General features: G+C 38.2%; 9 protein-coding genes. 3 read left to right on the forward strand and 6 right to left on the reverse strand.

Annotated elements, in window-relative coordinates; genetic code table 11:
• Positions 1-101: 101 nt before the first annotated feature.
• From R4Z09_RS18220 to R4Z09_RS18245, 6 genes are all read right to left on the reverse strand, one after another.
• Positions 102-1,085 (reverse strand): ABC transporter permease, encoded by a 984-nt coding sequence (locus tag R4Z09_RS18220; RefSeq protein WP_338448167.1) that lies wholly within the window; start codon positions 1,083-1,085, stop codon positions 102-104.
• A gap of 20 nt (positions 1,086-1,105) precedes the next feature.
• Entirely contained in the window at positions 1,106-2,599 is a 1,494-nt protein-coding gene (locus tag R4Z09_RS18225; RefSeq protein WP_338448168.1) for a sugar ABC transporter ATP-binding protein, read from the reverse strand.
• Entirely contained in the window at positions 2,596-3,651 is a 1,056-nt protein-coding gene (locus tag R4Z09_RS18230) for a sugar ABC transporter substrate-binding protein (RefSeq protein ID WP_338448169.1), read from the reverse strand. The genes R4Z09_RS18225 and R4Z09_RS18230 overlap by 4 nt, the downstream gene beginning before the upstream one ends.
• Positions 3,652-3,827: 176 nt before the next feature.
• Positions 3,828-5,540 carry a hydantoinase B/oxoprolinase family protein gene (locus R4Z09_RS18235; RefSeq protein ID WP_338448170.1) on the reverse strand — a complete coding sequence of 571 codons (1,713 nt, stop codon included), beginning with the start codon at positions 5,538-5,540 and terminating at the stop codon, positions 3,828-3,830.
• A 15-nt stretch (positions 5,541-5,555) separates the two neighbouring features.
• A complete protein-coding gene (locus tag R4Z09_RS18240) occupies positions 5,556-7,682 on the reverse strand; it encodes a hydantoinase/oxoprolinase family protein (RefSeq protein WP_338448171.1) in 2,127 nt (708 codons plus the stop codon).
• Positions 7,675-8,847, reverse strand: coding sequence for a M24 family metallopeptidase (locus R4Z09_RS18245; protein WP_338448172.1), 1,173 nt, complete (start codon positions 8,845-8,847; stop codon positions 7,675-7,677). Before R4Z09_RS18245 ends, R4Z09_RS18240 begins: the two co-directional genes overlap by 8 nt.
• Positions 8,848-9,210: 363 nt before the next feature.
• Here R4Z09_RS18245 and R4Z09_RS18250 point away from each other — a divergent pair, with 363 nt between their 5' ends.
• The 3 genes from R4Z09_RS18250 (at position 9,211) to ahpC (ending at position 13,004) form a co-directional block, all read left to right on the forward strand.
• Positions 9,211-9,927: a FadR/GntR family transcriptional regulator gene (locus R4Z09_RS18250; protein WP_338448173.1), complete on the forward strand. Its 717-nt coding sequence runs from the start codon at positions 9,211-9,213 to the stop codon at positions 9,925-9,927.
• A 753-nt stretch (positions 9,928-10,680) separates the two neighbouring features.
• On the forward strand, positions 10,681-12,210 hold the full coding sequence (ahpF, locus tag R4Z09_RS18255) for an alkyl hydroperoxide reductase subunit F (protein WP_338448174.1): 1,530 nt from the start codon (positions 10,681-10,683) through the stop codon (positions 12,208-12,210).
• 230 nt (positions 12,211-12,440) lie between these two features.
• Positions 12,441-13,004 (forward strand): alkyl hydroperoxide reductase subunit C, encoded by a 564-nt coding sequence (ahpC, locus tag R4Z09_RS18260; RefSeq protein WP_338448175.1) that lies wholly within the window; start codon positions 12,441-12,443, stop codon positions 13,002-13,004.
• Positions 13,005-13,042 lie beyond the last annotated feature (38 nt).

The raw sequence follows: 13,042 nt of genomic DNA on the forward strand, positions 1-13,042 counted from the left end.
ACTCTCTATAAAAATACTGAATCTTCTGTCTATTGTAAACTGAATCCATTGTAATAAATCTTTACACCTAGCAGATTTTTATTTATAAGATCAAGGCTATATTAAACTTGTTTTACCTTAAAATAGTTTAATAGGATAGCAAAAATAAGAATTACACCTGTAATGACTTCTTGCCAATAAGAGGATATACCTGATAGACTTAGTCCATTTTGAAGAACACCAATAAATAGAACACCTAAAGTCGTACCAATCACGGTCCCTTCTCCGCCTTTAAAAGAGGTTCCTCCTAATAGAACTGCAGCAGCTACTAATAACTCCATCCCCGAGCCTATGGTAGGAGAAACAGACGCTAACTTCCCAGTATTAATGATTCCGGCAATCCCTGCGTATAGAGCACTAATCCCATAAACAACAATGAGGATGAATGATACCTTAATTCCCGCCAATTTGGCTGCGATTAAATTCCCCCCTACAACATAAATCGCTCTCCCAAATTGGGTGTATTTTAAAAATAAATGGGTCAATACAAATATTGCTGCCATAAGGACGATAGGAACAGGAACCGGCCCAATTGAACCATTTCCTAGAAAACTAACAATTGGAAGATTTTCAGCATACTGAGTTTGGCCATCTGTCCACACATATACCGCACCACGAAACAAAGACATCGAGCCGAGTGTGACTACAAAAAAGTTTAAGCCTAACTTTCCAATCAAAAACCCATTTGTCAGCATCCCAAGCAGCAGGATGGCAATCAATGTTATCGCGATACTTACAAGCTCTGGAACACCAGCGGTCACTAAGTTGACAAGAATTAAACCGCTAAAAGCTAAGGTTGCCCCCACTGATAAATCAAAACCACCAGAGATTAACACCAACGTCATGGCCATCGCCATAATCCAGATAGCCGCAATGGAATTCAAAAGATTAATCCAGTTATTTGCAGTTAAGAAAGAGGGATTCATTAGCGTCATAATGATGCAAAGCAGGATTAATAGCGGACCAATTCCTACCAATTTAAAGGCATTCTTTTTTATCGTATGGTTTCGTTTTTGTAACTCTTGTTCCACAACCACATTATCCATGGTACGCCTCCTATAAAATCTTAATTTCCTGTCGCATAATACATCACCTGTTCTTCGGTCATTTCCTCTTGCTGCAAGATTTTCTGTAAGTTACCGCGGAACATCACCCCTATTCGATCGGCAATGCCGATCGCCTCTGGTAATTCAGAGGTCGAAACAATGACTGTCACTCCTTGCTCTGTTAATTCACGCAACAGCTTATAAATCTCAGCTTTCGCACCCACATCAATTCCTCTTGTTGGTTCTTCCAATAAAAGAAATTTAGGGTTTAACGCCAAGGCACGTGCTAGCACCACTTTTTGCTGATTCCCCCCTGATAAAGTTTTAATTAACGTGTGAATCGAAGGTGCTTTAATTTTCATATTTTCTTTCATCCGAAGAAACAGATCCTTTTCCGCTTTCCTCCCAATCCATTTCCAGAATGCTTTTTGACTGCGATGACTGATCATTGCATTTTCCATAATCGACATTTCAGCAATAATGCCTTCTGCCTTTCTCTCACCAGGGATATACGAAAATCCTTTATCAATTGCCTGCCTTGGGTTCTTAAAAGTTATTGACTGGCCGTTAACCTCTAATCCCCCTTTTGAAGGAAGTACTCCGAATAAACCTTTTAACAGTTCACTTCGGCCGCATCCATCCAAACCGGCAAAAACAAAGATTTCGCCTTTATTAATGGTGAACGAAACATTTCTGACTTGCTTGCAATGAAAATCACGAAAAACAATTACCTGTTCTACAGAAGGAATCTTTACTTTTGGAGGATAATAATCCTTTAATTCTCTCCCTACCATTGAAGATACAATTGAATCTTCATTTAGCTCTTGTTTTTTCAAATGACAAATATAGTTGGAATCCCTTAAAACGGTGACTGCATCACATAAGCGAATATATTCTTTTAAACGATGTGAAATAAATAGAATGGCAAGTCCCTTTGCTTTTAACTCATCTAATAATGTAAAAAGCTTCATCGTCTGGTCTTCTGATAAAGAACTTGTCGCTTCATCTAATAATAAAATTCTCGGATTAGAGGCTAATGCACGTGAGATTAATATTAATTGCTGTTTGTCAGGTGATAAAGTTTCAACAGGACAATCCAAATCGATTCCTGGCACTCCTAAACGTTCTAGATATTCTGAAGCTACCTGCTTATATTTTTTCCAATTCACAAACAGTTTGAAATCACGTCGTTTCCCCATGGCAATATTTTCTGCTACTGAAAGAGAGTTCACTAAAGAAGGTTCCTGCGTTACCATGGCCACTTCTCTCTGAAGAAGTCTATGTGACTCTTTTAAGGGTTGACCGTCATAGACGATCTCCCCCTGATCCTGTTTCTCCATCCCGCTAATGATTCGTAACAAAGTTGATTTACCTGATCCATTTTCGCCCGCGATTCCATGGATGCTGCCCCATTGGATTTTCATGGAAATATGGTTTAATGCCACGACACCTGGATAATGCTTTGTTATATTATTAACATCTAAGGCAAACCGACCGTTTTGTTCAAAAATCATTGGGCACCACTCTCTTTTAGTGCATCATATTGACGATCCTTTACTAAATCTAATTCTTCCTCCCAAGAAACAAATTCATCGACATTGGATGGATCAATTAATGGTGATGGAACAATCATTTCTTTGGCGATTGAATCTTTTGATTTTTCTACTACATACTGGTTGATAAAATCGACTTGAATGGCCCCGCTTTTGACTGGATTTATATTAAAGGTTGCATACACTTTTCCATTTTTCACAGCTTGGATTCCACCTTGTTCTGCATTAAACCCAACGACCATAATTCCATCCTTTTTATCTTCCGAATATAATTTTCCACCAGCATTACTAATCGCCTGTGATGCGCCAATCGCACTTTCATCGTTATAAGCAAATACCGCTTTGATATCTGGATTTGCTGTTAGTAAATTTTTCATTAAAGGTTCTGCACCTGCGATATTATCTGACGGATTATCCTGTTGACCCGCAAAAGTTAAATTGTCATAGTTTTTAAGTTCAGATTTATATTTATCCATGACAAAGAGATTTCCCGGAACAGGAATGGCAAAGCCGATGCCTGCCACTTCTGCGTCTGAATAAGAATCAGCGAATAATTGGGCAACTTTAATGGCAGCTGCCTCACGTCCAAGAATTAATTGATTAACCATTCCATAATCATTTCCGCCTTTTTGCACATTAAAATCAATCCCAAACATCGGAATATTCTTTTGTGCTACGCGGTCTAAAGCAGGCTGCAATGCTTTAGAATCTAATGGCCAGACGATTAATGCGTCAATGTTCTGCCCTAATAAAGTATTAATATTACTCGATTGTTTGCTTGCGTCGCCTTGGGCATCAATTCCCATTACTTCAAAACCATAGACATCAGCCCTAGCCTGGATGGCTTTATACCAGGTCTTAACTGAATTATTCGCCTCCATTGGAATCGAAACACCAATTTTTATATCGGAGGAGTTATTGTCTGTTCCCGAACTCACAGTAGATTCTGTTTTTCCACAAGCAGAAATGAATAAGATACTAATCATAAATATGATCATCAACTTTAGTTTCATATTGTTTCCTCCTAATAGTTAAGAAACGATTCATTCAAATAATCGAGTTTTATAAGGTCGGTCTAGAAAATGCAGTAAGGAAACTACTATCATTTAACACTTTTAAAAATACTTTTAAACCTTGATAGTCCAGCATGGGTCTATCAAGGTTTAAAGTATGTCATGGCGACTATTTATTATCTCAACAGCTGTTCAATTACGCCTTTCTTTTCATCGGGAATCACAACACCATATTTTTCTTTCGCAAACTCTTTTGAGATATATCCATAGCGAACCTCTTTTGCAACAATCTCAGCAGGGCGTTTTTTCGGGTCACCGTACCCGCCGCCGCCTCCAGCGAGTTGTCGATAGACGCTTCCCTTTGGTATATCAGAAATCAAATCCTTCGTAAAACTCTTGTATTCCCTTCCATCCGGAAATTGAATAGTAATATCATTCACAGCCCCATTGGTTCCCCCTAGGATGCCAGGAGCAGCTGTTGCTTCGCTGCCGCCGTCACCAAATACACTGGCTTGAACACCGTCTGCCTGAATCGTGAATTCCACTTCAACACCTAAGCCGCCTCTCCATTCGCCTGCACCGCAGGAATCTTGCGCATATTCATATTTGTGCAGAGTTAGAGGCAGGGTTAATTCAAACATCTCTGGATCCTGTGCAGCTAAAGCGCCCCCAGAAGCAATTAATCCAATATGGTCATAGCCGTCTGCCCCTTTTGTTCCACCACTTCCCCCTTTACTTCCATTTAATAGAATATCAACGAAAGGCTTTTGCGTGCGTTGGTCAGTTCCGTTTAAAATCGCACATAGCAGTGAATTCCATCCAGCTGTCACTTGGTCTGGTAAGGCTTTGGAAAGAGCAATAAAGATAGCTGAACAAATTTGATCACTTAAATGATTCCCAAAACCTGAGGCTGCTGGAAATAAAGGATTCAGCATGGTCCCCTCTAGTACATGGATTGAAATACACCGTTGAATTGCCTCATTATGAGCAATTTCCTGCTCAGTTAGCATGAAGAAGGAAATCATGACCGAGGAAATGGTAACAGGTAACGGCGCATTGACATATCCCTTCGTCTGTTGTGAAGTTCCTGTAAAATCAAAGTGCATATGTTCATCCTCTACGCAAACGGTCACTTTAATTTTCATCTTGGCCTCGTGATCAAAGCCATCATCAACGACTAGCCATTCCCCTTTATAAACCCCATTTGGAATGGTTTTAATGATCGACTTTGCCATTTTTTCTGTAGAATCAAAGATTTCGGAGATCGCTTCATTGACTATTTTCACACTATAATGATCAAGCAGTTTGACGAGTTCCTTTTCACCAACAGTACAACCGCCGACCATTGCTAAAATATCATCACCAACAACAGGCAATCGAACATTCCCCATCACTAAATCCCAAACATCTTTCAGCTTTTTCCCTTGGCTGAAAATTCTTAAAGGTGTGATGCGAATCCCCTCCTGCCATAAATCCGTCGCATATGGATTATAAGAACCTGGAACCGCACCGCCAACATCTGCTTGATGGGCAGTAATAACGGTCCAGCCAAATAATTCTCCCTTGTGAAAGACAGGTTTTAAGACCTTCCAATCGGAGTTTTGGTTTCCTCCTGTGAACGTATCATTATGAAGAAAAACATCTCCTTCATAGACATCACCTTTAAAATATTCCACTACTGCCTTTACGCCAGGTGCTGCTGCATATCCTAATATCGGAATATATTCAGTTTGCTCGATTAATACTCCGTCAGAGGTGTAGATCCCTAAAGAGAAATCTCGTCCTTCGACAAGCAAGGGCGAATGTGCACTTCTTTCAATAACGGCTCCCATTTGTCTCCCAATTGCTTTTAATCTATTAGAAATGACTGATACTAAAATTGAATCCATAGTGGTTATCCCTCCTTAATTGTCGCTGGAAGCAAACAGAAGATTATAATCCTTCATTTGAGACCCAGTATCTTTCATGATAAAATTGCCATTTTCATCTAATTTCATTTCAAATTCACTTGGGACAATAATGGTGGTAGTCGTCAATTCTACAATTGCCGGCCCAACGATTTCAGCGCCTGCTTTCATATAATCACCTTCATACACCGGAACGTCTGCCATAGATTTTTCCACTGGGTCAAACATTTTTCGGTAATGTTTCACCTCAAGTTTTTCTTCCTGAGACATGGCTTCAATTTTTCTTGGTGAAAATGAAACAAAATCTCCACGACACGATAGACGAATATTAATAATCTCGATGTCATGTCCCTTTAAATGAAAACCGTAAAGCTTTTCGTGCTCTTTATGAAACTCTTTTTCTACCAATTCCTTTTGATTTTTTAAGACAATATCTTCATCCACTTCAATGGTCACCTCATAATGCTGACCAACATAGCGCAGATCTAAGCCAACTTTAACAATTTGCTTATCCTTAGAAATCCCTTCAGAAAGCAATGCTTTCGTTCCTTCTTGCTTATCATCAGCAAGGGTAGAAAGAATTTCAGCAAAGTTCGCACGATCCCAGCTTCTATGGAAGCTTTTCACAAAATCATGACGTAATTGAGACGCAAGCATACCGACAGCACAAAGGACAGAAGAGAAGGTAGGAATGATGATTTCCGTAATATCAAGTTCTCTTGCAATCATCGCTGCATGTATCGGCCCGGCACCGCCTGCAACCACAAGCGGGAAGTTTCGCGGATCCTGACCATTTTGGATGGTTACTTCTTTTACCCCGTTCGCCATATTTAAATTCGAGATTTGATAGATTCCAAAAGCCGCTTCCTCTAGACTCATATTCAATGGTTCGGCGATATTTTTTTGGATGGCATGATAGGCTAATTCCTTATCTAACGACATTCCCCCGCCAAGGAAGAAGTCAGGATTCAAATATCCTAATAACAAGTTGGCATCCGAGCAGGTTGGAAGTTCTCCGCCACGTCCATAACACGCCGGACCTGGAGCAGCTCCAGCGCTTTGCGGTCCTACCTGCAGCAGCCCGCCCGAATCAATCCAAGCGATACTTCCACCTCCTGAACCGATGGTATGAATAGAAACCATTGGTAAAGAGATAAGATTCCGATTGATTTCTCCTTCTCTGCGAATATTGACCTCGCCGTTTTCTATAATTGAGGCCTCAAACGACGTACCACCCATATCGATGACAATTGCTTTATCGAAGCCTGATGCTTTTGCAAAAGCACTTCCAGAAACCGGACCTGCAGCAGGACCTGATAAGACAGTCGTTGCCGGGAGCTTTGATACGATAACTGGATTAGTCACCCCGCCATTGGATTGCATGATTAATAGTTCTCCATTTGTAAAACCTTTTGATTCAAGCTTTTCCATTAATTTATCCATATAAGCTTTTAGTATTGGACCGACATAAGCATTCATGGCAGAAGTACTTACACGGTTATATAATCGAATGATCGAGGAAACATCTGTTGAAATGGTTACATACGCTTCAGGCATATACTTTTCGACAATTTGTTTTGTCTTGATTTCGTTTTCAGGATTGGCATAGGAATGCATATAACAAATCGCTATCGATTCCACTCCTTCTTCTTTAAACCAATCCAGGGCTTCTCGTATTTCTTTTTCATCAATTTCTTTCACAATCTTACCTTCTGCATCTGTTCTTTCGTCAATTCCTATGACTAAATCTCGTGTAACAAGCGGTTTAGGAGCCTGATATTTGTTATTATAAAGATGCTGTCTGCTTCGCACCCCTCTTCTCATTTGAAGAACATCACGGAAACCTTTCGTTGTCAATAATCCTGTTTTCGCCCCGTTACTAGTTAAGACGGCATTCGTTGTCACCGTTGTTCCGTGTACAATTAAGGTTGTATTTTCTAATAGCTCTTGTATCGTAATCCCTAATTTTGCTGCAAGATTCTCAAGTCCATTTGTAACCCCAATAGAAGGATCTTTAGGAGTAGAAGAAGTTTTATCAATGATTTGTTCATGTGTATTTGAATTAATCAATAATAAATCAGTGAAGGTTCCACCAACATCAATACCAATTGTATATTTATCCAATTCTTTCACTCTCCTTTTGGGATAAATAAGTCAAATACGGAAGCTTACTTAAGGATTCCGCACCATCCTTTGTAACGATAAATACATCTGCAATACTTGCGCCGAATTCTTCTGTAGCATTTGCAAAGTTCGGGTGTACACTTAGCACCATTCCTTCTTCGATCACTTCTTTTCCGTTATCATAGATAACTGGTAAATCATGATCGACTCCAACACCATGTCCATGCCAAATCCCAATATTGACATCAAGATGTTTAATATGGCTATTAATCGCATCGGCAATATCTCCAACCGTTTTTCCTGGTTTGATCGTCTTTTTCACTTCTTCCATCGCTTGTACACAGGCATCAGCAAGTTCCTTCATCTCTTTACTAATATTTCCTACTGCTATAAGACCGCCTTTTTCAACCCAATAACCATTTTCATCGATTAATTCCACATAACAAGTAACGAGTGCATTTTCACTAATGACTTTCTTAGTTGGCTTTCGAAGGAAAAACGGACCCTCCTCAATAAAGACAAGGGTATCAATTGCACCATTTCCTCTTGCAATTTTTTCGATTTCCCCTGCAATTTCGGAACAAGTTTTACCCGGTTCGATCACTTCCTTGAAAGCAGCATAACTTTTCTCAGCAAGAGTAAACGAATTCTTTACCATTTCAATTTCTTCCTGTGACTTATAACTTTTAATTTTGGCCAACATAGCTGTACCATCGACAATTTCACCTTTAATATGATTCATTAAATACTCATATTGTTTGATATTCATATTTTCTTTCAAACCTACAATGCTAACTCTTTTAGGTGAGGACGCATTAATGACATTAGCAATTTCGACTAATAGAGGATCCTCTGCTTGAATAACATCACCCGTACCAACATAACGAACATCTTTAATCGTCCCTTTTTCTTTTGCTAAGAAATAATCAGCTCTCGTATTGTAATAAGCAATAGGTTCTTGCCCCTTCATTTTGATGACAAAGCCATGTCTAAGGATTGGGTAATAGCCGCCAAAATAATACAAATTTCCATATTGAGTAATGATTCCTTTTCCATATATCAAAACTACATCTAAATCTAATAATTCCATTTCATTTTCAATCTTTTTCCATCGTTGATTCATTATTTCACTTTTAATGATTTCTATTGAATTTGCTGTTGACATTATAGCACTCCTTTAATAATATTATTGTGAATTATCTAAAATATCTGTATATTCAGATATTTTTACTTATTAATCGGCTAGTGATTCTCGATTGATCCATATTTTCTATCCAATTGTTTGACCTCGTTTCTGTATTCTAAATTTACAAAATATTTTGTCACCAATCAACCTGTTTTGCTGTAATAAAACTTTCCACCCTAGCTAGTGTATTGTAATATTTTTTTACAACCTTAAAGATACTTGTGAAAACCAATGAAACAATTGATATATTTTGTTAGAAAAACTCACATGCTAATTTACTTGTGAACAATAAAATTATAATATCTCAAATAATAGAACAAATATGGGAGTGTGAATGGTTTAATGATGTTTTCCAATAATGTTGAATTATTATCAATTCCTGAACAGATCGCTAATTCAATTAAAAAAATGATTATTGAAGGAAAGATTAAACCTGGTGATATGCTCCCATCACAACTAAGTCTTAGTAAAGAATTCGGCGTAAGTAGACCAACGATGAAAGAAGCCTTTAATTTTTTAGTAGAGTGTCACATTATTAAACCCTATGACAGTCAACTAGGCGGATATTTAGTCAATGATTTTCTTCCAGAAGATGTAAGCAATAATATTTATGAACTAATTATGCTTTCACTCCATTCAAAAACGATTACACATCCCGATATATTCGAGCTTAGAAAAACAATCGAAATCCCCTCGGCAGGCTTAGCTGCATTGAGGAGAACAGAAAAGGACCTCCTATTTTTAAAAAATTGTCTAAATGAGATTCGCCATAAACAGCTTACAGTACAAGAAATGTTAAAGATTGATAGTTCTGTTCATTTTCTGCTGGCAAAATCCACTTATAATCCATTAACGGAAGCAATCATGAATGCAATCATTATGACATACCAACAAAATACACCAAATATCCAGGAAGAAGACAAAAAGTATATATTAATAGGGTTAACAGACGTCATTGAAGCCATAATTGATCAAGACGAAATGAGTGCGCAAAAGGCAATGGAGGAACATCTACTATATTCCAGAACCTATTTACAAATAAAACGATTAATGAATTGATAAAATTGATAAGATACTTTAAAAACGAGCTAGGCTTTTTGTAGGGTCTTTTTTATCTTGGCTCGTTTTTTATGTTTATTCTAATTAAGTTATACGCTTGTAATTGAGAATTTTCGAGGTTGGAATCTCAGTAAGTCCAGAACTACTGTTATTCATCTTTCCTTGTCCGAATGAAGCCTGTATTCCGACTCATGCCTCCGGTTTTCAACTTTTCTTGTCTGAATGAAACCTGTATTCTGACTCATATCTCAGTTTTTCAACTTTCCTTGTCTGAATGAAACCTGTATTTGGACTCATGCCTCCGGTTTTCAACTTTCCTTGTCTGAGTGAAGCCTGTATTCGGACTGATGTCTCCCTTTTTCTTCTTTCCTTGTCCAAATGAAGCATATATTTAGACTACTACCTATTTTTCTTAGATCTTTTTACAAAATCGATAATTATTGATAAAAATCAGTGTTTGAAAATTGAGGTTTACTGCATTACCCTGTTACAATTATGAATAAAGCATAATCTTCCATATGGGAAAAAGCTTGTTTCCTAAATTATAATTAATATTGTTAAGAAATAATTATAAATAAACGTTGACAAACAGCGAACATTAATCGATAATAATAATCAGTTAATAATTATTTTAATTTAGAAACAAACTTTAACGATCATAAAATCAATACTACAGATTATGTGTAAACTATCCTAGCTAGGTTAACCTTTTAAACTAAGCCTAGATCTGGTGGAAATAAGGAGGAAAAATAAATGTTACTTGATGCAGATATTAAAGCACAATTAAATCAATACCTTCAAATGATGGAAGGTCCAATCGTACTTAAAGTAAATGCGGGATCCGATGAGGTCTCTAAAAATACACTAGAGCTTGTGAATGAATTAGCTTCCATGTCCTCTCAAATTACAGTTGAAAAAGCGGAACTGCCTAAAACACCAAGCTTTAGTGTCAATCGTCCCGGCGAAGACACTGGCATTACTTTTGCCGGCGTTCCACTAGGACATGAATTTACTTCATTAGTATTAGCTTTATTGCAGGTTAGCGGCAGAGCGCCTAAAGTGGATCAAAAAGTCATTGATCAAATCAAAAAGATTGAGGGCGAATACCATTTTGAATCCTATATCAGCTTAACATGCCATAACTGCCCTGATGTTGTTCAAGCGCTAAATATCATGAGTATTCTTAACCCAAATATTACACATACTATGATTGATGGTGCGGCTTTCAAAGAGGAAGTAGAAAGCAAAAACATCTTGGCGGTGCCAACTGTTTACCTTAATGGTGAAGAATTTGGCGGAGGCCGTATGACAATTGAAGAGATTCTTGCCAAAATGGGTACTGGCCCAGATGCATCTGAGCTGTCTGATAAAGACCCATTCGATGTTCTTGTCATCGGCGGCGGACCTGCTGGTGCAAGTGCAGCAGTCTATGCAGCGCGTAAAGGTATTCGTACTGGTATTGTCGCAGAACGCTTTGGCGGTCAAATCATGGACACATTAGGTATAGAAAACTTTATCTCTGTAAAATATACAGAAGGTCCTAAGCTAGCTGCGAGCCTGGAAGAACATGTGAAACAATATGACGTTGATATTATGAATACACAGCGTGCAAAACGCTTAGAGAAGAAAGATTTAGTCGAAATTGAACTTGAAAACGGTGCGGTTCTAAAGAGTAAGACGGTTATCCTTTCAACAGGTGCCCGTTGGAGAAATATCGGTGTCCCTGGCGAAGCAGAATTTAAAAACAAAGGTGTCGCTTACTGCCCTCACTGCGATGGTCCATTGTTTGAAGGTAAACACGTTGCAGTAATTGGCGGCGGTAACTCTGGGATTGAGGCAGCAATTGACCTTGCGGGTATCGTAAGACATGTTACTGTTCTGGAATTCTTACCAGAGCTTAAAGCTGATTCCGTTCTTCAAGAACGCCTTCACAGCCTGCCAAATGTAACAGTGATTACGAATGCGCAAACGAAGGAAATTACCGGTAATGAAACAGTTAACGGCATTTCCTACATTGATCGTGAAACAAACGAAGAACATCATATTGAATTAGAAGGTGTATTCGTACAAATCGGTCTAGTACCAAACACAGATTGGTTAGAAGGTACGGTTGAGCGTACGAACAGAGGCGAAATCATTGTTGATAACCATGGAGCTACAAATGTTCCTGGTGTGTATGCTGCTGGGGACTGCACAAACAGCGCATACAAACAAATCATTATCTCTATGGGATCAGGTGCGACTGCAGCATTAGGAGCATTTGACTATCTAATTCGAAATTAATGATACGGGAAAAAGCTCCCGGCAATCGCTGGGGCTACCTCCCTTCTATCATTTATCATAACCTGATTGTTTATATTTCGTGTTATTTTTATAAATTTTGACTGAATTTGTCCTTTTCATTTGACAATTTATTTATATTTATAGATAATAATAATTAGTTAATAATTAATATAGTTTATAGGTCATTTTGACTTATTTACATAAAATATTTTTTTAGGAGGAATTTTATAATGTCTCTAATTGGAAAAGAAGTACTACCATTTAAAGCGCAAGCATTCAAAAACGGTGAATTCGTTGAAGTTTCTGAACAATCTTTCAAAGGTCAATGGAGCATCGTTTGCTTCTACCCAGCAGACTTCACTTTCGTATGCCCAACTGAACTTGAAGATTTACAAAATAACTACGAAACATTCAAGCAATTAGGAACAGAAGTATACTCTGTATCAACAGATACTCACTTCGTTCATAAAGCATGGCATGATTCATCTGAAACAATCAATAAAATTACTTATACAATGATTGGTGACCCTAATCACCAAATCAGCCGTAACTTCGACGTTCTTATCGAAGAAGATGGTGTTGCTGACCGCGGTACTTTCATCATCGATCCAGATGGTGTAATCCAAGCTCTTGAAATCAACGCTGGTGGAATCGGCCGTGACGCAAGCACTCTTGTTAACAAAATCAAAGCAGCTCAATACGTTCGCAACAACCCAGGCGAAGTTTGCCCTGCTAAATGGCAAGAAGGCGGAGAAACTCTTAAGCCAAGCCTTGACCTTGTAGGTAAAATCTAATTAAAATAACATCTTGTTATAATATAAAAGAAGCTGGT

Origin of the sequence: Niallia oryzisoli, assembly GCF_036670025.1 — a bacterium.
Classification (GTDB): Bacteria; Bacillota; Bacilli; order Bacillales; family Cytobacillaceae; genus Bacillus_BD; species Bacillus_BD oryzisoli.

What these genes read in the sequence shown, in the direction of transcription:
- R4Z09_RS18225 (WP_338448168.1), bottom strand. Translation starts at nt 2,599, where the DNA reads ATGATTTTTGAACAAAACGGTCGGTTTGCCTTAGATGTTAATAATATA.
- R4Z09_RS18245 (WP_338448172.1), bottom strand. Translation starts at nt 8,847, where the DNA reads ATGTCAACAGCAAATTCAATAGAAATCATTAAAAGTGAAATAATGAAT.
- R4Z09_RS18220 (WP_338448167.1), bottom strand. Translation starts at nt 1,085, where the DNA reads ATGGATAATGTGGTTGTGGAACAAGAGTTACAAAAACGAAACCATACG.
- R4Z09_RS18250 (WP_338448173.1), top strand. Translation starts at nt 9,211, where the DNA reads ATGATGTTTTCCAATAATGTTGAATTATTATCAATTCCTGAACAGATC.
- ahpF (WP_338448174.1), top strand. Translation starts at nt 10,681, where the DNA reads ATGTTACTTGATGCAGATATTAAAGCACAATTAAATCAATACCTTCAA.
- ahpC (WP_338448175.1), top strand. Translation starts at nt 12,441, where the DNA reads ATGTCTCTAATTGGAAAAGAAGTACTACCATTTAAAGCGCAAGCATTC.
- R4Z09_RS18230 (WP_338448169.1), bottom strand. Translation starts at nt 3,651, where the DNA reads ATGAAACTAAAGTTGATGATCATATTTATGATTAGTATCTTATTCATT.
- R4Z09_RS18235 (WP_338448170.1), bottom strand. Translation starts at nt 5,540, where the DNA reads ATGGATTCAATTTTAGTATCAGTCATTTCTAATAGATTAAAAGCAATT.